The organism is Intestinibaculum porci (assembly GCF_003925875.1).
Classification (GTDB): Bacteria; Bacillota_I; Bacilli_A; order Erysipelotrichales; family Coprobacillaceae; genus Intestinibaculum; species Intestinibaculum porci.
Genome location: NZ_AP019309.1, coordinates 1,401,347 through 1,424,915 on the forward strand (window position 1 = coordinate 1,401,347; position 23,569 = coordinate 1,424,915).

21 protein-coding genes are annotated in these 23,569 nt (G+C 42.7%); all 21 read left to right on the forward strand.

Annotated features, from left to right (window positions below; genetic code table 11):
- Positions 1–38 precede the first annotated feature (38 nt).
- Positions 39–512 (forward strand): flavodoxin, encoded by a 474-nt coding sequence (locus SG0102_RS06740; protein ID WP_125119236.1) that lies wholly within the window; start codon positions 39–41, stop codon positions 510–512.
- A gap of 12 nt (positions 513–524) precedes the next feature.
- Positions 525–1,385: an aldo/keto reductase gene (locus SG0102_RS06745; RefSeq protein ID WP_125119237.1), complete on the forward strand. Its 861-nt coding sequence runs from the start codon at positions 525–527 to the stop codon at positions 1,383–1,385.
- A gap of 161 nt (positions 1,386–1,546) precedes the next feature.
- A complete protein-coding gene (locus SG0102_RS06750; protein ID WP_125119238.1) occupies positions 1,547–1,891 on the forward strand; it encodes a VOC family protein in 345 nt (114 codons plus the stop codon).
- Between the two features lie 72 nt (positions 1,892–1,963).
- On the forward strand, positions 1,964–3,784 hold the full coding sequence (locus SG0102_RS06755) for a YgiQ family radical SAM protein (protein WP_125119239.1): 1,821 nt from the start codon (positions 1,964–1,966) through the stop codon (positions 3,782–3,784).
- Positions 3,785–3,798: 14 nt separating this feature from the next.
- Positions 3,799–3,984 (forward strand): hypothetical protein, encoded by a 186-nt coding sequence (locus SG0102_RS06760; protein ID WP_125119240.1) that lies wholly within the window; start codon positions 3,799–3,801, stop codon positions 3,982–3,984.
- Positions 3,985–4,201: 217 nt separating this feature from the next.
- Positions 4,202–6,034, forward strand: coding sequence for an NAD(P)-binding protein (locus SG0102_RS06765; RefSeq protein ID WP_125119241.1), 1,833 nt, complete (start codon positions 4,202–4,204; stop codon positions 6,032–6,034).
- Complete coding sequence (locus SG0102_RS06770; RefSeq protein ID WP_125119242.1) at positions 6,028–7,770, forward strand: [FeFe] hydrogenase, group A; 1,743 nt, start codon at positions 6,028–6,030, stop codon at positions 7,768–7,770. The genes SG0102_RS06765 and SG0102_RS06770 overlap by 7 nt, the downstream gene beginning before the upstream one ends.
- Positions 7,771–7,948: 178 nt before the next feature.
- Complete coding sequence (locus SG0102_RS06775) at positions 7,949–8,701, forward strand: nitrogenase iron protein NifH (protein ID WP_125119243.1); 753 nt, start codon at positions 7,949–7,951, stop codon at positions 8,699–8,701.
- Positions 8,688–9,959: a nitrogenase component 1 gene (locus tag SG0102_RS06780; RefSeq protein WP_125119244.1), complete on the forward strand. Its 1,272-nt coding sequence runs from the start codon at positions 8,688–8,690 to the stop codon at positions 9,957–9,959. Before SG0102_RS06775 ends, SG0102_RS06780 begins: the two co-directional genes overlap by 14 nt.
- Positions 9,956–10,912: a nitrogenase component 1 gene (locus SG0102_RS06785; protein WP_125119245.1), complete on the forward strand. Its 957-nt coding sequence runs from the start codon at positions 9,956–9,958 to the stop codon at positions 10,910–10,912. The genes SG0102_RS06780 and SG0102_RS06785 overlap by 4 nt, the downstream gene beginning before the upstream one ends.
- Positions 10,909–13,191 (forward strand): carbamoyltransferase HypF, encoded by a 2,283-nt coding sequence (gene hypF, locus SG0102_RS06790; protein ID WP_125119246.1) that lies wholly within the window; start codon positions 10,909–10,911, stop codon positions 13,189–13,191. The genes SG0102_RS06785 and hypF overlap by 4 nt, the downstream gene beginning before the upstream one ends.
- Positions 13,182–13,397, forward strand: a complete 216-nt coding sequence (locus SG0102_RS06795) for a HypC/HybG/HupF family hydrogenase formation chaperone (protein ID WP_125119247.1) — start codon at positions 13,182–13,184, stop codon at positions 13,395–13,397. Before hypF ends, SG0102_RS06795 begins: the two co-directional genes overlap by 10 nt.
- A complete protein-coding gene (gene hypD, locus SG0102_RS06800) occupies positions 13,390–14,427 on the forward strand; it encodes a hydrogenase formation protein HypD (protein WP_125119248.1) in 1,038 nt (345 codons plus the stop codon). Before SG0102_RS06795 ends, hypD begins: the two co-directional genes overlap by 8 nt.
- Positions 14,428–15,429: a hydrogenase expression/formation protein HypE gene (gene hypE, locus SG0102_RS06805; protein WP_125119249.1), complete on the forward strand. Its 1,002-nt coding sequence runs from the start codon at positions 14,428–14,430 to the stop codon at positions 15,427–15,429. It begins immediately after the preceding gene.
- A gap of 8 nt (positions 15,430–15,437) precedes the next feature.
- Positions 15,438–16,715, forward strand: coding sequence for a nitrogenase component 1 (locus SG0102_RS06810; RefSeq protein ID WP_125119250.1), 1,278 nt, complete (start codon positions 15,438–15,440; stop codon positions 16,713–16,715).
- Positions 16,712–17,839 (forward strand): nitrogenase component 1, encoded by a 1,128-nt coding sequence (locus SG0102_RS06815; protein ID WP_125119251.1) that lies wholly within the window; start codon positions 16,712–16,714, stop codon positions 17,837–17,839. The genes SG0102_RS06810 and SG0102_RS06815 overlap by 4 nt, the downstream gene beginning before the upstream one ends.
- Positions 17,826–19,010: a [FeFe] hydrogenase H-cluster maturation GTPase HydF gene (gene hydF / locus SG0102_RS06820; protein ID WP_125119252.1), complete on the forward strand. Its 1,185-nt coding sequence runs from the start codon at positions 17,826–17,828 to the stop codon at positions 19,008–19,010. The genes SG0102_RS06815 and hydF overlap by 14 nt, the downstream gene beginning before the upstream one ends.
- Entirely contained in the window at positions 18,997–20,040 is a 1,044-nt protein-coding gene (hydE, locus tag SG0102_RS06825) for a [FeFe] hydrogenase H-cluster radical SAM maturase HydE (protein ID WP_125119253.1), read from the forward strand. Before hydF ends, hydE begins: the two co-directional genes overlap by 14 nt.
- A 118-nt stretch (positions 20,041–20,158) precedes the next feature.
- The gene (tnpA, locus tag SG0102_RS06830) at positions 20,159–20,467 is read left to right on the forward strand and encodes an IS66 family insertion sequence element accessory protein TnpA (RefSeq protein ID WP_125119254.1); all 309 of its coding nucleotides are present in this window, start codon (positions 20,159–20,161) and stop codon (positions 20,465–20,467) included.
- Positions 20,468–20,580: 113 nt separating this feature from the next.
- A complete protein-coding gene (gene tnpB / locus SG0102_RS15955) occupies positions 20,581–20,697 on the forward strand; it encodes an IS66 family insertion sequence element accessory protein TnpB (protein ID WP_408609980.1) in 117 nt (38 codons plus the stop codon).
- 119 nt (positions 20,698–20,816) lie between these two features.
- Positions 20,817–23,519 carry a hypothetical protein gene (locus SG0102_RS06840; RefSeq protein ID WP_125119256.1) on the forward strand — a complete coding sequence of 901 codons (2,703 nt, stop codon included), beginning with the start codon at positions 20,817–20,819 and terminating at the stop codon, positions 23,517–23,519.
- Positions 23,520–23,569: the final 50 nt, after the last annotated feature.

Consider the following 23,569-nt stretch of genomic DNA (forward strand, 5'->3'; position numbering starts at 1 on the left):
AGATAAATGAAATTTATAAAAGAAAGGAAGATAAAAAGATGCAGACACTTATTGCATACTTCTCTTGGAGTGGTCATACAGTAAAAATCGCAAAAAAGATCGCTGCTGAGACGGACGCAGATTTGTTTAGAATTGAACGTCAAGTGCCTTATAGCCAAGACTATGAGACATGTGCCTATAAAGAAGCTAAAGAAGAAATTGATCAAAAGGTCAGACCGGAGATTAAGACACCGCTGCCAGATATTCAAAAATATGACAATATCATTGTGGCGTTTCCTATCTGGTGGTATACCTCACCGCTGCCGGTATGGAAATTTTTAGAATCGTATCCGGATTGGAAAGGGAAAAAGATTTATCTTTTTGCTAATTCTTATACCGATGACTATACATATATGGAAAATGCCTTAAAAGATGCTCGGTCTTCAGTTAAAAATGCCAAAGTGGAAGCGGGACTCTTTAATCAGGAAATAGAAAAATTAGATGAATGGTTAATTGAAAGACATTTGAAATAGGAGGATTAAAAAATGGAATATGTTACATTAAACACAGGGGCTAATATGCCATTAGAAGGATTTGGGGTTTTTCAGATTCCTGATCTAAAAGAATGCGAAGAGGTAGTGTATAACGCGATTAAGACTGGCTATCGTTTATTAGATACGGCTGCTGCATATGGAAATGAAGAAGCTGTTGGCAAGGGCGTTGATCGGGCCATCGCAGATGGCTTCACGACGCGTGAAGAACTCTTTATCACGACGAAAGTATGGGTTACTGATATGAAGAGTGAAGAAGCTGCTTACGAAGCTGTTAAAACATCTCTTAAAAAATTAAATATGGATTACGTTGATCTGATTCTCTTACATCAGCCCATGAGTGATTACTTTGCGGCTTATCGCGGCATTACGAAAGCATACAAAGAAGGTTTAACCAAAGCGATTGGTGTCGCTAACTTTTATCCAGCCATTCTCGCTAACCTTTGCAAAACTGTTGATGTTATTCCAGCGGTTAACCAGATTGAGCTTCATCCTTACTTTGCGCAGGAAGCAGCTTTGGAAAATATGAAGGCTTATGGTATTGTACCTCAGGCATGGGCACCTTTAGCGGAAGGAAAACATGGTATCTTCACTGATCCTGTGTTAACCGAAATTGGTAAGAAATATCATAAGAGTGCCGCTCAGGTTGCTTTAAAGTGGAATGCGCAGCGGGGTGTATCCATTATTCCTAAGTCAGTCCATGTAGAAAGAATGCTGGAGAATATTGATATTTGGGATTTTGAACTGACAGATGAAGAAATGGCTCAGATTACTGCTATGGATTTAGGACATAGTGAAATTGTGAGCCATGATGATCCTGCTTTTGTAAAATACATTTTTCATCTGCATTCATAAGAAATATTGTAGGATGATCTCGGGCTTATGACGTAAGAGAATAGTAGCTTTCGTTTTCATGATCGTAAATGGTTCATAAGAATTTGATATTTTCTTAAGCATTTTCTTATTTCTCTGACAAATTATTGTGCTATAATAGCGCAAAAGAGGAGGGATGTTCCATGACAGAACATATTGTTTACGTTCATGATCCAAAAGCTATGAAAGCTTATTATACTGATAAATTAGGTTTTACTTTATTAGCAGAAAGAGAAGGGCCACGCTACGTGCTTGGCTTTGAAAATACGCCGATTCGTATCGTCTTAGCTTCTCGTCATTTAGCCACCGATCCTAAACAGGCTAACGAGATGCCATCATTATTACTCAAAGTGAAAGATATTCATAAAGTGTATAACACGATGCGCGATCGCGGGGTTGTTGTTTCTGATTTATTTGAATTAGGAGATATGAAAACTTTCAATTTCGCAGATGGTGAAAATCATTATATGGCCTGCTGGCAGCGCTAGAGTGAGTTTTGCTCTAGTGCTTTTTATTTGGTTTAGCTTCCGGTATAATAAAAGAGAAAGTGAGGGAAGCCTATGTTTTTACCAATCTCAAAAGAAGATATGGCGGAAAGAGGATGGGAGCAGTGCGACTTCGTCTTCGTCATCGGTGATGCCTATGTCGATCATTCATCCTTTGGCCCCGCTATTATTTCCCGTGTCTTAGAATCTCGCGGCTATAAGGTAGGGATCATTTCTCAGCCTGATGTCCACGATGAAAACAGTATTACCATTTTAGGAGAACCCCGTTTAGCCTTTTTAGTGTGCGCTGGTAATATGGATTCGATGGTCAACCACTATACTGTCAATAAAAAGAAACGTCATCAGGATGCGTATACCCCTGGCGGCGTCTTTGGCAAACGTCCTAATTATCCAACTATTGTTTATACCAATATGATCAAACGCAAGTATAAACATAAACCCGTTGTCCTAGGCGGTATTGAAGCGTCGCTGCGGCGCTTAGCGCATTATGATTACTGGCAAAACAAACTGAAACGTTCAATTTTACTAGACTCCGGAGCTGATTTACTCATTTATGGGATGGGGGAATTAGCCATTGTCGAAGTGGCAGATGCGTTAGAGGCCGGAATTCCCGTCGAAGATATTACCTATATTGATGGAACGGTTTATAAATGTAAAGATCCAAGTGATGTCTTTGAAGGAATCATGTTGCCAGAATATGATGAGATGAAGAAAGATAAGCTCGTCTATGCGAAGTCTTTTGGCATTCAGATCAAACATACCGATCATATTACCGCGCATCGCTTGATCGAAAAGTACGGTGAGAAACGCTATGTTGTCCAAAATCCGCCGCAGCGTCCTTTAACGACGCAGGAGTTAGATGATGTGTATGAATTGCCTTATGAAAATACCTATCATCCTTCCTATGAAGCTTTAGGCGGTGTGCCAGCGATTAAGGAAATCAAATTTTCCTTAGCGAGCAACCGCGGCTGCTTTGGCGCTTGCTCTTTCTGCGCCATTACCTTCCATGAAGGACGAACGATTCAGGCTCGTTCTCACGAATCATTGATTCGTGAAGCAAAGAAGATGATTCAGGATCCTGATTTCAAAGGTTATATTCATGATGTCGGCGGTCCTACTGCCAACTTCCGGCGTCCTGCCTGCGAAAAGCAGAAGACCAAAGGCGTCTGCATGAATAAGGAATGTTTATGGCCAAAGGTTTGTAAAAACATGGTTGTCGATCATTCGGATTATGTGGCTTTACTGAGAAAATTACGCGCTTTAGATGGAGTGAAGAAAGTCTTTATCCGTTCCGGCATTCGTTATGATTATGCTTTAGCGGATCCCGATGATACGTTTTTAAGAGAATTATCGCAGTATCATGTGTCCGGGCAGCTGCGTGTTGCACCCGAACATGTCTCTGATCATGTCTTAGACCTGATGGGGAAACCACGTAATGATGTTTATAAACAGTTCTGTAAGAAGTTTGAAAAGATCAATAAGGAGCTGCATCTCAATCAGTATTTAGTTCCTTATCTGATTTCATCTCATCCTGGTTCGACTTTGAAAGATGCCATTGCTTTAGCGGAAAGTATTCGTGATATGGGCTATATGCCTGAACAGGTGCAGGATTTCTATCCAACGCCATCAACAGTTTCAACCGTAATGTATTATTGCGGCGTCGATCCACGTAACATGAAGCCGGTTTATTCGGTCACGGATCCTCATGAAAAAGCAATGCAGCGGGCGCTTTTACAGTACCGTAAACCAGAAAATTACGATTTGGTCAAAGAAGCGCTCATTAAAGCCCATCGGGAAGATTTAATTGGCTATGATCACAGTCATTGTCTGATTCCGCCAAGAAAACCGAAAGGGCATCCTCATCATAAAAAATAAAGGATGGGATCAAAATGAACGATCGAGAAAAGGATATAATCAGGGAAGCTGTGATCAATCAAGCCCTCACCGGCAATCCGTTAACCAAGGAAGAAATCGCCTTTATGGCGAATCTTGTAGATCGTGGAATCACTGGTGATGAGGCTGCTCAACTGATTATTGATGATATCCTTAAAAATGATACAAAAGAAAAGAACTAAGAATGCTATAAGAGTGATGTAAAGAAGAAGGTTTCTGGATAGGCAGAAACCTTTTTTGTCATATAATTGTTTTTTTTATCGTAAAAAATGAACTATGAAACGTCTTAATTGTATTTGTCAAATAATATGCTCATTCTTTTTAGAAAAGGATGACAATAATAATGTGAAAGTGTTATCATAATCCTATAAGTTATTTATTTTGTGAAAGGAAGGTTTTATGAGTAGATTAAGTATTGTAACGAAAGACCGTGGCGAAGAAACGGTCGAAGAGCTCTACAAAGATTTAGAACGTCGTATTCAGGCTTCTCAGCCGGGTTTGTGTCCTGTTGACTTAGCTTCATCATTTCTCAATCTTTGTCATGCTCAGTCCTGTGGAAAATGTACTCCATGCCGCATCGGCCTCGGCCAGCTAGAAGGGCTCATCGCTGATGTTTTAGATGGTAAAGGGACGATGGACTCTTTAAAACTTATCGAAACAACAGCCCAATCCATTTGTGATTCCGCCGACTGCGCGATCGGCAGTGAAGCGGCGCGGATGGTTCTAAAAGGTGTTCGTGGCTTTAAAGAGGATTATATTGAACATATTGAACATGGGCGCTGTCTTAATACCCAAAATCAGCCAGTGCCATGCGTGGCCCAGTGCCCGGCGCATGTCGATATTCCTGGCTATATTTCTCTCGTCCATGACGAACGCTACGGTGATGCCGTGAACCTAATCCGTAAAGATAATCCATTCCCAGCGGTTTGCGGTCTGATTTGTGAACATCCTTGTGAAGTGCGCTGCCGTCGTACGATGGTTGATGATCCGATCAATATCCGTGGCCTTAAACGCTTTGCCGTCGATCATGAAGAACAGCCGCCAGTTTTCAAAAAATATGAAGCAACGGGTAAAAAAGTGGCCATTGTCGGCGGCGGTCCATCCGGTTTATCGGCAGCTTTCTATCTCTCTATCATGGGTCATGATGTCACTGTCTTTGAGCAGCGGGCGCGATTAGGCGGGATGTTAAGATATGGGATTCCTGCTTACCGTCTGCCGCGGGAAGAATTAGATCGTGAAATTGATATCCTTAAAACAACCGGTTTTCAAACAAAAACCAATGTATCGGTTGGTCATGATCTTTCCATCAAAGAACTTAAGGATGATTATGATGCTTTATATGTCGCAATTGGCGCCCATAATGATCGAAAGATTGGCATTGATGGCGAAGATGCCGATGGCGTCATTTCAGCGGTAGAAATGTTAAGAAGGATCGGGGATGATGATTATCCTGATTTTACGGGTATGGATATTTGCGTCGTCGGCGGCGGGAACGTCGCCATGGACGTTGCGCGTTCCGCTATTCGTTTAGGCGCTCAATCGGTGAAGATCGTCTATCGTCGTCGTAAAGTCGATATGACGGCCTTACCAGAAGAAGTTGAAGGCGCCATTGCCGATGGCTGTGAAGTAGTGGAATTACATGCGCCTGTGCGTATTGCCCATGATGAAAACAATCAGGTGACTGGTTTAGTCGCCCAGCCGCAGATTGTCGGCGAAATCAAATGGGGGCGTCCAGCTCCTTGTAAAGCGGACATAGAAGAAGTCGTTATTCCTTGTCAGCGCGTCTTAGTAGCGATCGGGCAGGGGATTGATTCGCAGTCCTTTGGGGACTTTGGCATCCCAATTCAGCGTGGCCGTCTGGAAACTTTTGATACCAGCGATGTCAAAGATATGGCCGGCGTCTTTGCCGGCGGGGACTGTGTTACCGGACCAGCAACCGTTATTCGCGCGATTGCGGCCGGGAAAGTAGCGGCTGCCAATATCGATGAATATCTCGGTTACCAGCATGAAATTGAAGCGGATGTTGTTATCCCGCGTATTCGTTTCGATGATCATAAAGCATGTGGACGTGTCAATATGAAAGAACGCTCACCAAAAGAACGTGTGCAGGACTTCAAGCTGATGGAATGCGGTATGACGCGGGAAGAGGCAAAGCAGGAATCATCGCGCTGTCTCCATTGTGATCACTTTGGTTATGGCATCTTTAAAGGAGGTCGTATTGCAAAATGGTAAAACAAGTACGTGTATTTATTGATGGGCACCATTATTATGTGCCCGAACGTTCGACAATTTTAGATGCGGCGAAGATGGCGGGTATTAAGATTCCTACACTTTGTTACTACAAAGGGCTCAATGAAATCGGTGCCTGCCGTGTCTGCGTAGTCGAAGTGGATGGCTATGATCGTCTCTTTACTGCCTGCAATAATACGGTTGACGAAGATATGGTTATTTGGACCAACTCCAAAAAAGTCCGTGAAGCCCGGCGCACCAATGTGCAGCTGATTTTATCCCAGCATAATGGCAACTGTACGATGTGCACCCGCTCAGGCAACTGCTCATTACAGAAGATTGCCAATGACCTCAACATTCAGACAACGCCTTTCAAGAAGGATTTACCAAAACAAAAAGGCAATCCCAACTTCCCGTTAATTCGTGATTATTCAAAATGTATCAAATGCATGCGCTGCATTCAGGTTTGTGATAAAATTCAGGCTTCTCATATCTGGGATGTTGTCAATACCGGTTCGCGGACCACTGTCGATGTGAAAGATGTCTATTCCCTAGAAGATTCGAAGTGCGCTTTATGTGGTCAGTGCATTACCCATTGTCCGGTTAATGCCTTACATGAACGTGATGATACGGATCGCGTTTTAGACGCGCTCAATGATCCTCAGAAAATCGTTGTGGCACAGATTGCACCATCGATTCGTACCGCTTGGGGTGAACCCTTTGGCTTATCACCAGAAAAAGCAACGATCGAACGTTTAGCTGAAGCACTTCATCTGATGGGCTTTAACTTTATTATGGATACGGACTTCTCCGCCGATTTAACCATTATGGAAGAAGCCAGTGAGTTCTTAGAAAAGCTGCAACATCCACAGGACAATAAGTTCCCAATGTTTACGAGCTGCTGCCCGGGGTGGGTGCGTTTCTGTAAAGCCCATTATCCGGAATTTGTCGATCAGTTATCAACTTCTAAGTCGCCGCAAGGCATGTTTGGCGCCATTGCAAAGAGCTATTATGCGAAAGCTTTAGAGGTGGATCCACACAATATTTATGTCGTTTCGATCATGCCATGTTTAGCGAAAAAACATGAATGCGATATTCCAATTTTAAATGATGCCTGCGGTGATCCTGATGTCGATGTCGTTTTAACGACCAGAGAAATCGACCGTATGATTCGGGCCTCTTATATTATGCCAGATTCGATTGGCGAACGGGCCCTTGATATGCCGCTTGGCTTAGGCAGCGGGGCCGGAAATATCTTTGGCGCCACGGGCGGCGTCATGGAAGCGGCGCTGCGCACCGCGTATTACTTTGCGACAGGCACAAATCCTGATCCCGATGCTTTTAAAGATGTCCGCGGGATGGAAGGGTGGAAAGAAAGCACCTTTACCATTGCTGGCAACACCTTACATGTGGCGGTATCGAATGGTTTAGGCAATACCAAACGTTTACTCGATGCCTTAAAAGAAGGCCGCGTTCATTATGACTTTGTCGAAGTCATGGCTTGTCCGGGCGGCTGTGTTGGCGGCGGTGGTCAGCCGATTCATGATGGCGAGTTTAACGCCCCGGCAAGAGCGGATGTCCTCTATCGTCAGGATGCTAAAAACGTTATTCGTTTTTCTCATGAGAACCCCTCGATCATTAACTTATATCGTGATTACTTAGATCATCCATTATCTGAGTTAGCGGAAAAACTTTTACATACTGATCAGCATGGCTGGAAAATGCCAGGTGAAAAATAATGATGACGGCTCTTTTAAAGGGCCGTTTTCCAGTTATATGGATAGGAAAAAAGGTGACCTCAACCGCAAAAATGAGAAACGCATCAGATTTTGCTTTCACGAGGCATTTTGGTAAGAGTGTATGTGCTTTCACATCTGTTGTTTTTAGTGTTATAATAGACAATACATGGAGGAAGTTATGTTAAAGTTAGCTATATATGGAAAAGGCGGAATAGGCAAATCGACAATGACGAGTCATTTAGCGGCCGCATTTGCGTCGCTTGGGAAAAAGGTCATTCAGATTGGCTGTGATCCGAAAGCCGATTCGACAATTAATTTATTACATGGTCAGCCCCTCAAGCCGGTTATGGATTATTTAAAAGAAGGGGATGAACCTGATCATTTAGAAGACATCAGCCAAATCGGCTATGGCGGTGTCTTATGTATTGAAACGGGCGGCCCTACGCCTGGCTTAGGCTGTGCTGGCCGCGGCATTATTGCCACTTTCAATTTATTAGAAGATTTAGAATTATTTGAAACTTATCAGCCAGATGTTGTCTTATATGATGTCTTAGGGGATGTTGTCTGCGGCGGCTTCGCAGCGCCGATTCGTGAAGGCTACGCCGAAGATGTCCTGATTGTCACTTCCGGGGAAAAGATGGCGCTCTATGCGGCGAATAATATTTATACGGCCGTGAAGAATTTTGAAGATCGCGGCTATGCGAAAGTCAAAGGTCTCATTCTTAATCATCGCAACGTCATCAATGAAGAAGAAAAAGTGGCTCAGTTTGCAAAAGCGCGTCACTTACGCATCATCGGCGATATTCCGCGCAGTGATACGATTATCCAATATGAAGATCAGGGCATGACCGCGATCGAAGGGGATATCAATAGTGAAATCAGTCAGCGTTTTATTGCCTTAGCGAAGGAGTTACTTAATGAAGGAAGCTAAATATTATACGGTGAAAGAGCTCGCCGCCAAGGAAAAGATCCCGGAAATCTTTGATACCGGCGCGCATCTGATTTATTCATCGCCGGCGACGTTAGCGTATAATTCCCCCGGTGCCCAGGGCTTTGGCGTCAAAAGAGCCGGTTTAACGATGCCGGAAAGTGTTATGCTCATCGTTTCACCAGGCTGCTGTGGTCGCAATACATCAGCGATTAGTGTGAATGAGCAATACAAACATCGTTATTTCTATTATTTATTAGATGAGACTGATATTGTCACTGGTCGTCATCTTTCTAAAATTCCCGAAGCAGTCAAAGAAATTGTGGATTTTCTCGCTGTGAAGCCAAAAGTGGTGATGATCTGTATTACCTGCGTAGATGCTTTACTAGGGACGGATATGGAACGCGTATGCAAGCAGTGTGAAGAGGTCGCAAAAGTTAAGGTTCGTCCTTGTTATATGTATGCCTTAACGCGCGAAGGGCGCCGGCCGCCAATGGTCCACGTCCGTGAATCGCTCTATTCCCTATTAGAAAAACAAAAGAAAGATCCCCGCACGGTCAATCTTTTAGGCTTCTTTGCCCCTTTGGATGATGATTGTGAACTTTATCGTTATTTAAAAGATATAGGCATGCATCATATTTATGAATTATCCCGCATGACAACTTATGCCGACTTTACCAAAATGAGCCAGGCCAATTTCAATCTGATCTTACATCCGGAAGCGCGCGCCGCAGCGGAAAATATGCGTAAAGCGCTCAATATTGGTTCAATTGAATTAACCCGTTTCTATCAGGTCGAGTACGTGCACCGGCAGTATCACGCGTTAGCGAAGGCATTAGGAGTCACGATTGATGATCAGGCAGATTATGAAAAAACCAAAGCCGTTATTGAAATGATGAAGTCTTATCAAAACATTTCCATCGCGATTGGCGAAACAGGTAATTATGATCCGTTAGAATTAGCTTTAGCGCTTGTTTCTTATGGCTTTCAGGTGAAAGAAATCTATGCGACGCTGCAGGATTACCAGCTGCGTTATCTGAGCGCGCTTTCATCCCTTTCCCCCGCAACAAAGGTATACTGCAATAATGAACCAACGATGCTTTACTACAATATGGAAAGTTCCATTGATCTGACGATTGGCAAAGATGCGGCTTACTATCATCCTAAGGCCCATCATTTAGACTTCAATGAGGATCGTCAGCCTTATGGCTATCAGGCTATTCAATTGTTATTTTCAAAAATGAAGGAGGTGCTATCATGAAAGGTTTACGTAAATATTTAACCCCCTTTGCGCCTGATGATTCCGGCGCTGTTTCGGTGCTCTATGAAGCGGGCGGCCTCATTATTATCATTGATGCCGGCGGCTGCACCGGTAATGTCTGCGGCTTTGATGAGCCGCGCTGGGAAGAAAAGCGTTCCGCCATCTTCTCCGCTGGTTTACGTGATATGGATGCTATTTTAGGCCGTGATGATCTCTTGATTGCGAAAATCAAAAAGATTATGCAGGAAATGGAGACATCTTTTATTGCCTTAGTAGGGACCCCTGTTCCTGCGGTTATTGGCACTGATTATAAAGGGCTCGCACGTTTATTAGAGAAAGAGGTGAACGTGCCGGTTTTACCAATTCCTACAACCGGCGTTGGCCTTTATGATGTCGGCATCGAAAAAGCATTAACGGCCTTGGTGAAACGCTTTGCGGATACCAAAGTTACACAGAAAACGATCGGTGTTCTCGGCTTTACACCGTTAGATTATCCATGGCCTAAAAATCCTGCTTATAATTATTATGATACCGTTGAAGAAGTGGCTTCTTGCGGCTCTTTAACGAAAAACTATGTGGCGTCAATGGCTGGCCTCAAAGCGGCCCGCTACGTAGAAAAATATTACGGCATCCCTTATGTGATCGGTTATCCCGATGATCTGTATCCGGATATTACCGGAGAAAAGGTTTTAGCCATCACCACCCAGGCGATTGGCTTAGACTTACGAAAAAAGTGCCCTTCATTAACGATTGGCAGTTACTTTATGATGAAAAAGGATTACTTAGATGATCATATGATTTCCTTTCAGGAAGAAGATGATCTGATTAACTATGTCAATACCCATCACTTTGATACGATCATCGCTGATGAAGCGTATAAGGAGATGTTAGACTTTTCGGGTGATTATATCGCTTTACCACATTTTGCCCTGTCGGGGAGTCGTTTATTATGAGAAGCGTCTTATTACGGGTTTATGGCATTGTTCAGGGAGTCGGCTTTCGCCCGACTGTTGCCCGTCATGCGCAGGCTTGTCAGGTGACGGGCTATGTCTGTAATAAAGGGCCTTATGTCGAAATCGCCATTGAAGGAGAAGAGCATCAGGTTGACAAGATGATTGATTGCGTCATTCATCAGCCGCCGAAGCAGGCGATGATCATCCGCCATGAAGTTTTCAATGCGTCTTTGCATCATTATTCAGATTTTCAGATCGTCACCTCTCAGAAAACCAAAGGAGAGATCTATATTTCTCCTGATTTAGCGATCTGTGATGACTGCGTCAGGGAACTTTATGATCCCCATAATCGCCGTTATCTGCATCCCTTTATTAACTGCACTAACTGCGGCCCGCGTCTGACCATTTTAGAAGGTTTGCCGTATGATCGGGAACGCACCAGTATGAAAGCTTTCCCAATGTGCCCAGAGTGTGAGAAGGAATATCATGATCCCCAGTCGCGGTTCTATGATGCGCAGCCAGTTAGCTGTCATGAATGCGGCCCCGAGGTTTATATTTTAGGGCATGAAGAGATCCGCGAACGGGAAGCAATTATTTATACGCGTCAAGCGTTAAAAGAAGGCAAGATCGTAGCGATCAAAGGGATTGGCGGGTTCCACTTAGCTGTTGATGCCAAAAATGAAAAAGCGGTCAGTCGTTTACGTGCGCTTAAGCATCGTCCCCGCAAGCCTTTTGCGGTGATGGCCAAAAACTTAACAACGGTGAAATCATTTGCCCATGTTTCAAAAGCGCAGGAAGCGGTTTTAACCGGCGTGCAGAAACCGATCTGTCTATTAGAAAAGAAAGGATCGAGCTTAGCAGAAAGCGTGGCACCAGGTAATCCTAAAGTGGGGGTGATGTTGCCATATGCGCCGCTCCAGCACTTATTATTTCGTTATGATGATGGGCTCAAAACGCCGGATGTTTTGATTATGACGAGTGCTAATGACTCGGGCGCTCCGATTGTGCATAATGATGAAGAAGCCTTGGCCGAGTGCGCTTCTTTATGTGATGTCATTCTCTCACATAATCGCGTTATCCGCATTCGCTGCGACGATTCCGTGATGGATTTCTATCATGATGCGCCTTATATGATCAGACGCAGCCGCGGCTATGCGCCATTGCCTTATTATGTCAGCACGTCCTATGAAGGCGCGGTGCTCGCTATTGGCGGAGAGTTAAAAAATACGTTCTGTATCGGTAAAAATCAGCTTTTATATCCTTCATCATATATTGGCGATCTTTCCGATATCCGCTCGGTGAAATCGCTTCAGTCAACAATGAAATTAATGACCTCTTTACTAGAAGTTGATCCAGATTTAATCGTCTGTGATCCCCATCCTCAGTATAATGCGAAACGCGTGGGCGAAAGCTTAGGGAAAGAGGTTGTCTATGTCCAGCATCATTATGCCCATATTCTATCTTGTATGGCTGAAAATGATGTCCATGACAAAGTCATCGGCGTGGCTTTTGATGGGACTGGTTATGGCGATGATGGCACGATCTGGGGCGGCGAGATCTTTATCTGCGACCCACTGCATTATAAGCGCGTCAGTCATATTCAACCGTTTTTACAGCTTGGCGGCGATGCCTCTTCATTAGAAGGTTACCGCGGCGCGGTGAGCATGCTGCTAGATCTCTATGATGATCCACAGGACCTTGTCATGAAATTAGGTTTATGCGATTTATCGCATTATAAAGTTTTACGCGCCATGCATGCGCGCAAACTTAATGCCGTGACATCGACAAGTGCCGGTCGTCTCTTTGATGCGATCAGTGCGATTCTTGGCTTATGTTTACGCTCTACCTATGAAGGGGAGGCGGCGACCGCGCTGCAGTTTGCGGCCCTTCAAGGAAAGCGGCAAACCTTATCAATAGATGTCAAAGCAAAGCAGGATCTTTTACCGACAAAGCGCCTGGTAGCGGAAATCACGAAGCGTCGTTTCAATGGTGAAGATGTCCATGATTTAGCGTATTTATTCCATGATGGTCTCGCCCAGATGATCGTTTCTGAAGTGATCCGCATAGCGCAAAACAATCACTTGCAGAAAGTCGCATTAAGCGGTGGCTGTTTTCAAAATACCTTATTACTCGCGTTAGTGGAAACACGCTTAAAAGAGGCTGGTTTCTGCGTTTATATACATCACTTATTACCGCCTAATGATGGCGGAATTGCATGTGGTCAGGCGTATTATGGCCTGGCCTGCTTAAAAGAAAGAAGGAATGATTCATGTGTGTAGGTTTATCTTGTAAAGTTGTGAATGTGAAAGGAGATGTTGCGATCGTCGACGCCACCGGCGCCAAGCGCACTGTTAGTGCGGCCTTATTAGATGATTTAATGCCGGGCGATTACGTGATGGTTCATGCCGGCGCTGCAATTGCGAAAATCACCGATGATGATACGGACGAAACAGATCGTTTAATGGAGGATTTGCTGGATGAATAAAGCGCGTGAAATCATCGATGCCTATCAGGGACCAAAACTGCGCATTATGGAAGTCTGTGGCACGCATACACATGAAATCTTCCGTTTAGGCATTCGTTCTCTGCTGCCAGAAAACATTGAAGTGATCTCTGGCCCGGGCTGTCCGGTCTGCGTCACGCCGGTTGATTTTATCGATGAAGCTATTTATTTAGCGCAGGAACATCATTGCACGATCACCACTTTTGGTGATTTGGTGCGCGTGCCGGGCACGCAGGCTTCTTTAGCGCAAGCACGCGCTGATGGCGCGCAAGTTAAAGTCGTCTATTCGCCATTAGATAGCGTGGATTATGCGCAGAAGCATCCTGATGAAGAGGTTGTCTTCCTCTCGATTGGCTTTGAAACGACAACGCCCGCTGATTTACTCACAATTGCCAAAGCGCAGGCTTTAGGCTTAACGAATTTCTCATTATTAACAGCCAATAAAACAATGCCGGGGGCCTATGAAGCGATGAAAGACAGCTGTGATGCCTTTCTTTATCCGGGTCATGTGCATACTATTATTGGTACCGGCATCTGTGAAAAGATGAAAGAAGAAGGTGTCAGCGGGGTGATTGCTGGCTTTACGGCGAAGGAACTATTAACGGCGATTGCTCTTATTGTGAAAAAATCACAGGAAGCTGCACCGTATTTTGTCAATGCCTATCCGCGCGTTGTCACTGACGAAGGTTCACCGAAAGGGCAGGCGATTATCGCAAAATATACCGAAAGTGTTGATGCGATGTGGCGCGGAATCGGTGTGATTCCCGGTTCCGGCTTAGCCTTAAAAGACGATTATGCAGCTTTTGATGCGCGAAAGAAATATCAGGTCCCAGCGATGCATGGACATGCCAATCCGGCGTGTCGCTGCGGCGAGATCTTAAGAGGACAAATCAAACCTTATGAATGTCCGCTTTTTGGGAAGGTCTGCACCCGTGATCATCCAGTGGGTGCCTGCATGGTTTCTAGTGAAGGCACTTGCGCGGCTTACTATTTGTATGGAGGTCAAAAATAAATGGATAAAATTACTTTAGGACATGGATCAGGCGGCTCAGCTACCGCTGATCTGATTGATCATGTCTTTAAAAAATATTTGAATAATGAATACTTTACCGCTGATGATGCCAGCGTATTGCCTAGACCGCTAGGACGTATTGCCATGAGCACGGATGGCTTTATCGTCTCGCCAGCCTTTTTCCCGGGCGGGAATATTGGCAAGTTATCAATCTGCGGGACGGTCAATGATTTGGCCTGCATGGGCGCAAGGCCGCTTTATTTAACATGCGGCTTTGTCATTGAAGAAGGCTTTCCGATTGCGAAGCTTGAAGAAGCTGTAAAAGCGATGGCTAAAACCGCCGCGGAAGTCGGCGTGCACATCGTTGCCGGAGATACCAAAGTTGCCGGCAAAGGACAGGTTGATGGTCTTTTCATTACCACCACCGGCGTTGGTGAAATCGCTGATGATGTCCATACCTCCGGCGCTAATGCGAAAGCTGGTGATGTCATTATTGTAACTGGTGATATTGGTCGTCATGGTACCTGCATTCTCTTGACGCGTGATGATTATGGCATTGAAGCGCCAGTGACAAGTGACTGTGCACCATTATGGAATGCCGTTAAAGCGACTTTAGATGTCAGCCATGACATTCATACCATTCGTGATGCGACGCGTGGCGGCGTCGGCACGGTACTTTATGAAATTGCCCGTGAATCTCAGGTCGGCATTAAGCTTGATTCGACAAAAATTCCGGTCGCTGATGAAGTGCGTGGCGTCACCGGAATGTTAGGACTTGATCCGCTTTATTTAGCCTGTGAAGGCCGTCTTGTCTATATGGTACCGGAAAAAGACAGTCAAGCTGTTTTAAAAGCTTTACAGGCCTCTGATCATACTCAGGGCGCTGCTATTATTGGCAAAGTTGTCAATGATCATGTCGGTCAGGTAACATTAACGACAGAAATTGGCGGCGAAACCTTATTGCCGCCGCCAGGCAATGAATTATTACCAAGAATCTGTTAGGTGATCTTATGGAAAAAATAGCATTATCTATTGGCGAGGCTTCGTATCCGGAGCCTTTCTCAATTGGTTTAGAATATAATCCGCCGGTACATGTTACCTGGAATATCGTCCATATCGGGATGCAGGTGCCCGATAGTATGCAGGTGTATATCTGCGCCACGAACTGCATGCGCGGCGTCATTATGACCGCTTATGAAATGGGCGCAGAAGATCGCTTTGCCTGTATCACGTTAGAGGAAAGCGATATATTACGCGGGGATATGGAAAAGCAGATCATTGACGGAGTCAGTGAAAGTATTCGCCGTTATGATAAGCCCTTAAAAGCGGTTATTGTTTTTCCTGTTTGCATTCATAAAGTCTTATCGACGGACTTAAACTATGTTTATAAAACCTTAAGAGCGCGTTTCCCTGATCTTATCTTTATGGAAGCGTATATGGATCCGTTATCGCAAAAAGAAGGCTTACCGCCTGATCAGCGTTTACGCGCTGTCATGTATGATGGTGTGCAGCCCTTAAAATGTGATGGGGGAGTCAATCTTTTAGGTAGTGAAGTTGTGCATGATCGTTATTCTGATTTATGTGATTTGATTAAGAATCGGCCGCTTCGTCAGTTACAGGGGATGCGCTATTCTGATTACTTGCAGCTAGGCGCTTCTACGCTTAATATCTGCACCTATAGTGGTGGTGATTATGGCATTCAAGCCTTATCTAAGCGTCTTAATCAGGATTATTTATATTTATCATCATCTTTTGACTATGAAGAAATCGATCAGCAGCGTACGCTGCTTTGTGAACGCTTAGGGATATCAGCTCCTGAAGGAGAGAAAGAAGCCTGTGAAGAGGCCTTAGCCGCCTTAAAGGGGCTTTTACAAGACATCGAAATTGTCATTGATTATGTCGGGATAACCCGGCCTTTATCCCTCGCCAGATTATTATTAGATCATGGTTTTCATGTCACGCAGGTGTATTTAGATACAATCTTTACCGAAGAAAAGAAGGATTTTGATTATTTACAAGCGCATTATCCGCATTTGACATTATTACCAACAATACATAGTCATATGCGTGTTTATCAAAATAAGGATCCTGATGTTCTCGCGATCGGCCCTAAAGCAGCTTATTTTAGAAAGACACCACATTTTGTGAACATGATTGAAAATGGCGGCTTATGGGGTTACAAAGGCATTTTAGGCTTATGTGAACTGATGAAAGAGGCTTACTTAGAAGAAAAAGATCCGGCTGTGATTGTGCCGCGTAAAGGGTTAGGATGTGAGTGCGTACTATGAATGTCTATACAAGTTTACCGGTTTATACCGGTGATGTCTCCGGGGTCTGCAGCGCTTTATATGAACTTGGAGGCATGATTGTCATCCATGATCCTTCTGGCTGTAATTCCACATACAATACGCATGATGAAATACGCTGGTATGATCATCCCAGTCTGATTTTTATTTCCGGATTAAAAGAGTCTGATGCCATTATGGGCAATGATCAGAAGTTCATTGATGATATCATCGCTTCCGCAAATGATTTACAGCCTCGTTTTATTGTTTTGGTCAATTCACCGGTGCCGTATATCAACGGCACCGATATGGAGGCGATCTGTCATCAGGTCAGTGAGAAAACAGGCATTCCAACTTTTTATGTGCCGACCAATGCGCTGCATGATTATGCCCATGGTATTTCTTTAGCTTTTACCTCTTTAGCGAAAGCTTTCACCTTTAAGCGGGGAGAAAAGATTCCTCATAGTCTGAATATTTTAGGGGTGACACCTTTAGATTATACCAGTGCGACATGCGTTTCTTCGATGAAACAGGTGTTATCTGCCTTTAAGGTTGTGAGTGTCTGGGCTAAAGAGGCGTCTTTAGAAGAGTTAGAAAAAAGCTTATTGGCACAGGTAAACTTAGTCGTCTCTTCATCAGGCTTAGCTTTAGCGAAATATCTTTATAAAAACTATGGTATGCCTTATGTCATCGGGGTGCCTTTAGAAGCTTTACAGGAGACGATCACAACGCTTTTAGAAAAGGCTATAGCCACCGGTGAAAATCAGAGTATAATAAATAGTATACATGGTGATAAAAAAGTGACTTTGATTGGTGAACCGATCTTAGCCCATAGTCTTGGGACTGTTTTAACACGTGATTACGCTCTTGATTATCGGGTTTTATGTGATTTGGAAGATCATAAAGGCTTATTAAGAAAAGAAGATCTTGCTTGTCATGATGAAAAACACATGCAGGCATATTTACAAGATAGCCCTTATGTGATAGCCGATCCGCTTTATCGTAAGATCGTTTCGACTAAGCTTATCACTTTGCCGCATCTGGCGATGAGTGGTCGCTTATTTCTCAAAGATATTGAAGATGTCATCACCATGAAAGTGGGAGGTATGTGTGATGAGTTTAAATGAAACGCCCTCAGGGGAACGTGTCCATATTAGTTTTTTTGGCAACCGGAATGCCGGCAAATCCTCTTTAGTCAATGCGTTTACCAATCAGGAGTTAGCGGTTGTTTCAAAGACCTTAGGGACGACCACGGATCCGGTCAAAAAGGCGATGGAATTATTACCGATTGGCCCGGTGGTTATTATTGATACACCTGGCTTTGATGATGTCGGAGAACTAGGGGAAAAACGTATTGCGAAAACCAAAGAAGTGTTAGGACGGACAGACTACGCGGTTTTAGTTGTCGATGCCACCAAAGGCTTAGATGTGCATGATCAGATGCTTGTCAACATGTTTAAGGAAAGAAGCATCCCTTATATGGTTGTTTATAATAAAATGGACGCTTTAGCGACGTTATCCCCTTTAGGGGAGCACGAAATGTATGTCAGTGCTTTAAAGAAAACCAATATTGAAGCGCTCAAGGAAACCATTGCCCATGTCAAAGTGACGAAAGAGGCGCCGCTTGTGCATGATTTGGTGAAACGCGGCGATGTTGTTGTGTTAGTGATTCCCATTGATGAATCAGCGCCTAAAGGGCGTCTGATTTTGCCACAGCAGCTTGTTTTACGCGATTTGCTGGATTATGGCTGTCTGCCTATTTGCACGCGAGAGAAAGAATTAGCCTTAACGCTTTCTTCTTTAAAGCAGGATCCGGCTTTAGTGATTACGGATTCCCAGGCCTTTGAAATCGTCTCACAGATTGTCCCAGAGCGTATTCCTTTAACTTCATTTTCCATTTTAATGGCTCGCTATAAAGGAACCTTAAAAGATCAGGTGCATGGCATCAAAGCCATCGAAACATTACAGGAAGGAGATCAGGTGCTCATCAGTGAAGGCTGCACCCATCATCGTCAGTGTAAAGACATTGGCACGGTGAAACTGCCGCATTGGTTATTAGAGTATACCAGCCATAAAGTGCAGATTACTACTTCATCAGGTTACAGTTTTCCCAAGGATTTAACGCCTTATAAAATGATCATTCATTGCGGCGGGTGCATGTTAAATGCGAAAGAAATGCAAAGCCGTTTACGCGCCGCCAAAGCGCAAGGCGTGCCGATGACTAATTACGGCACCGCCATCGCTTATATGCATGGCATTTTAGAAAGAGCCCTGAAACCGCTACATGAATACGAATAAAACACTTATTAAAAAGTTAAATGATCAAGGCACCTTAGCCCATGATGAACTGTATCAGCTTTTAACAGCCATGGATGACAGTGATGCACAGTATCTCTATCAGCTTGCCCGCGTGAAGCGTGAAGCTGTGTATGGTAAAGATGTTTATTTACGCGGCCTCATCGAGTTTAGCAATTACTGCAAAAATGATTGCCGTTACTGCGGCATCCGCGCCAGCAATGATCGGGCAGAACGTTATCGCTTGAGCGCTCAGGAGATTATTGACTGTGCCAATACAGGTTATGATTTAGGTTTTCGCACTGTCGTCTTACAAAGCGGGGAAGACTTAAGTTTCAGCGATGATGATATTTGCGCCATTGTCTCAGCCATTAAAGCGCATCATCCTGATTTAGCCATTACGTTATCGATCGGCGAGAAAGAAAAAGAAAGCTATCAAAAATATTTTGAAGCTGGGGCAGAGCGTTATCTTTTGCGTCAGGAAACCAGCAATCCGGATCATTATGCGTATTTGCATCCCGCTTCTTTATCGCTTGCCCATCGTAAACAATGTTTAGAAGATCTCAAAGAGATCGGTTATCAGGTTGGCTGTGGGATCATGGTGGGATCACCGCATCAGACTTTTGATCATATTATTGAAGATCTTTATTATATGAAAGACTTTAACCCACAGATGGTAGGCATCGGACCTTTTATTGCCCATAAGGATACGCCTTTTAGAAACGAGCCTAATGGCACTTTAGAAGATACCTTGCATCTATTAGGGATCATACGGTTGATGCTGCCACATGTTTTATTACCGGCCACAACGGCTTTAGGCACTATTGATCCGCTTGGTCGCGAAAAAGGCATCTTAGCGGGCGCCAATGTCGTGATGCCCAATTTATCACCACGCAGTGTCCGTCGTAAATATATGCTTTATGATGGCAAAATCTGTACTGGTGAAGAAGCGGCAAAGTGTCATGCCTGTATGGAAAGACGGATTGCGAAAACAGGATACCAGGTTGTGCCATCACGAGGAGACTATCGATAGTCTCCTTTCTCTTTGATGAAAGCCTTTTTAATCACCGAATAAACGTGAGCGTAATAAAATCCGTGCCTTTTGCTAGTGTTTTTTCCCTGCTATGATCATGGCAGGGAGGTAGTAAAATATGGATCTTTATACATTAACCAAAAACAACATTAAACGTTATAACTGGGCTGCTATCATTGAGGATCAGAAAAATAGCTATCTTACTGTTAAAAAGTACTGCGATCTTAATCATATTGCAGAGTCCAGTTTTTATAAGAATAAGGCGAAGCTGACTGGCGGAAGTTCCAAATCTGACAGAAATATACACAGTCATTTTATCCCTGCAGTGCTGACAAATAAAATGACTAATATGATCACATTAAAGATTGATGGACATGAAATTTCCTGCACTGAAGATGTGCTCAGAAAGATTGTGAAGGCTTTATGATTATTAACGCGGATGAAATAAAGCATATTTATGGATCAGCACAATATCAGAATATGCGCAAACAAATTAACGGTCTGTCAGTTCTTGTTTCAATCTGATTTGATATGGATGTCATGGATCACAGTCTTTTTATCTTTACCAACCGCTCATGCACACAGATCAAAATGCTCTATTATGATTACAGCGGCTTTTGGCTTATCACCAGGAAGCTTAAAAAAGGACGCTTTTAATGTTGGAGGAGTACCGTAAGGGATTAGAATAAAAACGGAGGAGAGTGACTAAAGTATGATAATCGAGACAGTATTAGTGGAACTAGCAAAAGCAGGGGGGAACGGAACTATTTCTATCATTGAGTGAAAGCCTACTGAAGAAGGTTAAAACAGCAAAAGATATAAAACAATTATTCATTAATACGGGTGAATTTTTTGTTGATTATGAAAATGATGCAGATCAATTATTTGATGATATGGCCAACGTGCTTTCAAAGGAGAATATGACAAAGTTGGCCAATGAATTGAAGGATGAACCAGGATATAAATTAAAGAATAGGCTACTCAATTCATTGATGGTAATCATGAAAGAATATGAAATCCCGCACGGCATGGCTCTGTCATATGCGAACGCAATTCTATTTGCAATTATGGGGCAACTTCCGGTGGTTGCACCAGACAAATATGATCGTGCATATCAAGCTGAATGGAAAGCAGAGCAGGAAGAAAGCTTTAAGGAGTTAGCAGAGAAACTTGAGAAATTAAGAAATGAACTTCAGATATATCAAAGTCGACAGTTAGAGATATTATCAGCTGATGCGATTGATTTAGATATCAGGCGTCAAACTACTGATCCTAAGATAGGTTTTGACTTCTTTAATGTGGATGACGATACATTTAAGGAAGCACTTGAAAGTAAGAAAAATGATGAAGTTATAGCGATAAAAGCGCGATGCAAAGAAGAAGCTATCTATTGCACAATAAATGAATTGTGGATGCAAGGAGAAAATCGTCCAATATTCATAGTGAAGAATGAAGAAGACTGGAAGAGCTTACTTCAGATAAAGGTTGCTGGAAATATTTATATACCATGGTTTTATTCAGATCAAATTGTAGCCATTCCTAATAATACTAATATATTTGTATTTACTGAACGTGTTCCGTCATTTATTAAAGGGGAGATAAATTTACGCCCACGTACATACTCTACAATATCAGCATCTTTACAGAGAGCGGGGATGGGAATAAATGAAGCCAATAAATTAGTATCAGAGACTCATGGCCTATTTATACCGTTAAAGAAGAAATTGTTTAATGGAGCATATTTAAAAGAGCCTAGATGGTTAAATGGATTACATCGCAATATTAAGGAAACAGCATTATTGATAGGCCAATGGACAGATTGTGATGGTGACAAGGCAGTTATAGAATCCTTAAGTGGCATTAAGTATCAAGATTTTATTTCAGAGATAAAGGAATATGCTAGGGATGAAGATCCATTTATTCATATCGTAGATATCAATTCAACAAAGGAATATTATCTGGCAAGTGCTGAAAATGCATGGGATTATATTGATATTGATAATGATAGTGAGATCTGGAATAAATTTAAGGATGTTCTTCTTGAAGTTATAAATGAGGCAGAAAAACTATTCACATATTCATCTCAAGAAAAGCTTGTTGCACAGTTTAAGGGAGAAAAATTCTTTTGGTCTGCAGTAATAAGAAAAGGGATGTTACGTAGTCTTATTATGAAGGCTTACTATAAAAAAGATAATAATTGCCAAATTCAGTTAGATTCTTTAGTAAGCAAAATTTTGGGATATATCCAAACTTCAGAACAGTGGCATTATATTTCAAACTTTTTTGTTGATTTATGTGAGGTATCACCGAATAGTGTGCTTAATAAGCTAGAAGAAGAACAAATTAATCCTACGGGTCTAATGGAGCTGTTTGAAAATCAATCATCTGATTTCTTATTCGGCAGGAATGATTATATTGAGATTTTGTGGGGAGTTGAGGAGTTCCTTGTACAGAGAGAATACGCATCACGTGCATATTCATGGCTTCTATATCTTGATAATTTATCTTTTGAATACAAATCAAATTCACCAAAGGATATTTTTAGGAAATTACTGTGTCCGTGGCATAATTTATCAGCATTTAGCAAAAGTAATGACAAAATAGAGATTGCAGCTAAGGCGTTAGCAAAAGATAAAAATGCATGGGACCATATTTTTGGAGCACTACCAACAGGACATACAAGTATTTTTGGCGACTTACATGCACCTAAATATAGAAACCATGTGGAAGAAGACACAATAACCAGTAAAGAGATGTATGACACCAATTTGGGATATATAGACCTTCTTTTAAAAGCAACTGATTTTAAACCCCAAAGGTGGAATGATTTGTTAAATATATATGATGAAGTTGAACCAGATATTCGAAAGAAGATTAAGGAAAAATTATTATTTGAAATTGCACAGATGGACGATGATGAAAGGCTGATAATCAAGAATAACATCAGAAGACTGGTTTATAAGCATCGATATTTTGCGTCAGCTGAATGGGCTATGGGCGAAGATTTGATTGGTGAGATGCTTGATATACTAGATTCAATAAACTTCACCCAACAAGAATATGATTTTGAATATCTATTTAGACCTTCGTATGATGGTATTATTCTGGATCCAGTACCTTATGATGTGGATGACAAAAGAGATATAAACGAAAGCAAAACAAAAGATCTCCTTGTCAAAAAAATAAATGAGTTTAAAGAAAATAATTATAGCCTGGAATTATTATCAAAGCTCTGTGCGCAGGAGAAGTCTTCCTATCTAGGTCGAGTATTGTCGGATTATTGGGCTGATGATTTTTTTGATAAAAATGTATTCGCATCACTATATAAGTGCCAGAGTAAACATGAGATGGCAATAGAATACATTGAAGGATTGGCTCGCAGAGGGGTTGATGTATATACTAATGTAAACGAATTAAGTGAGTGCGTAGAGTTAGATGATAATTTTAGAATTCGTGTTGTTAACAATTTAGTGACTTGATATATTTTTTAGTTTATAGCGCGCAATTTAATTTCTCTCTATGAGTCATA

Bases quoted from the DNA above. Each gene is read 5' to 3' on its own strand.
- SG0102_RS06740 (WP_125119236.1), top strand. From the start codon at position 39: ATGCAGACACTTATTGCATACTTCTCTTGGAGTGGTCATACAGTAAAA.
- SG0102_RS06745 (WP_125119237.1), top strand. From the start codon at position 525: ATGGAATATGTTACATTAAACACAGGGGCTAATATGCCATTAGAAGGA.
- SG0102_RS06750 (WP_125119238.1), top strand. From the start codon at position 1,547: ATGACAGAACATATTGTTTACGTTCATGATCCAAAAGCTATGAAAGCT.
- SG0102_RS06755 (WP_125119239.1), top strand. From the start codon at position 1,964: ATGTTTTTACCAATCTCAAAAGAAGATATGGCGGAAAGAGGATGGGAG.
- SG0102_RS06760 (WP_125119240.1), top strand. From the start codon at position 3,799: ATGAACGATCGAGAAAAGGATATAATCAGGGAAGCTGTGATCAATCAA.
- SG0102_RS06765 (WP_125119241.1), top strand. From the start codon at position 4,202: ATGAGTAGATTAAGTATTGTAACGAAAGACCGTGGCGAAGAAACGGTC.
- SG0102_RS06770 (WP_125119242.1), top strand. From the start codon at position 6,028: ATGGTAAAACAAGTACGTGTATTTATTGATGGGCACCATTATTATGTG.
- SG0102_RS06775 (WP_125119243.1), top strand. From the start codon at position 7,949: ATGTTAAAGTTAGCTATATATGGAAAAGGCGGAATAGGCAAATCGACA.
- SG0102_RS06780 (WP_125119244.1), top strand. From the start codon at position 8,688: ATGAAGGAAGCTAAATATTATACGGTGAAAGAGCTCGCCGCCAAGGAA.
- SG0102_RS06785 (WP_125119245.1), top strand. From the start codon at position 9,956: ATGAAAGGTTTACGTAAATATTTAACCCCCTTTGCGCCTGATGATTCC.
- hypF (WP_125119246.1), top strand. From the start codon at position 10,909: ATGAGAAGCGTCTTATTACGGGTTTATGGCATTGTTCAGGGAGTCGGC.
- SG0102_RS06795 (WP_125119247.1), top strand. From the start codon at position 13,182: ATGTGTGTAGGTTTATCTTGTAAAGTTGTGAATGTGAAAGGAGATGTT.
- hypD (WP_125119248.1), top strand. From the start codon at position 13,390: ATGAATAAAGCGCGTGAAATCATCGATGCCTATCAGGGACCAAAACTG.
- hypE (WP_125119249.1), top strand. From the start codon at position 14,428: ATGGATAAAATTACTTTAGGACATGGATCAGGCGGCTCAGCTACCGCT.
- SG0102_RS06810 (WP_125119250.1), top strand. From the start codon at position 15,438: ATGGAAAAAATAGCATTATCTATTGGCGAGGCTTCGTATCCGGAGCCT.
- SG0102_RS06815 (WP_125119251.1), top strand. From the start codon at position 16,712: ATGAATGTCTATACAAGTTTACCGGTTTATACCGGTGATGTCTCCGGG.
- hydF (WP_125119252.1), top strand. From the start codon at position 17,826: ATGAGTTTAAATGAAACGCCCTCAGGGGAACGTGTCCATATTAGTTTT.
- hydE (WP_125119253.1), top strand. From the start codon at position 18,997: ATGAATACGAATAAAACACTTATTAAAAAGTTAAATGATCAAGGCACC.
- tnpA (WP_125119254.1), top strand. From the start codon at position 20,159: ATGGATCTTTATACATTAACCAAAAACAACATTAAACGTTATAACTGG.
- tnpB (WP_408609980.1), top strand. From the start codon at position 20,581: ATGGATCACAGTCTTTTTATCTTTACCAACCGCTCATGCACACAGATC.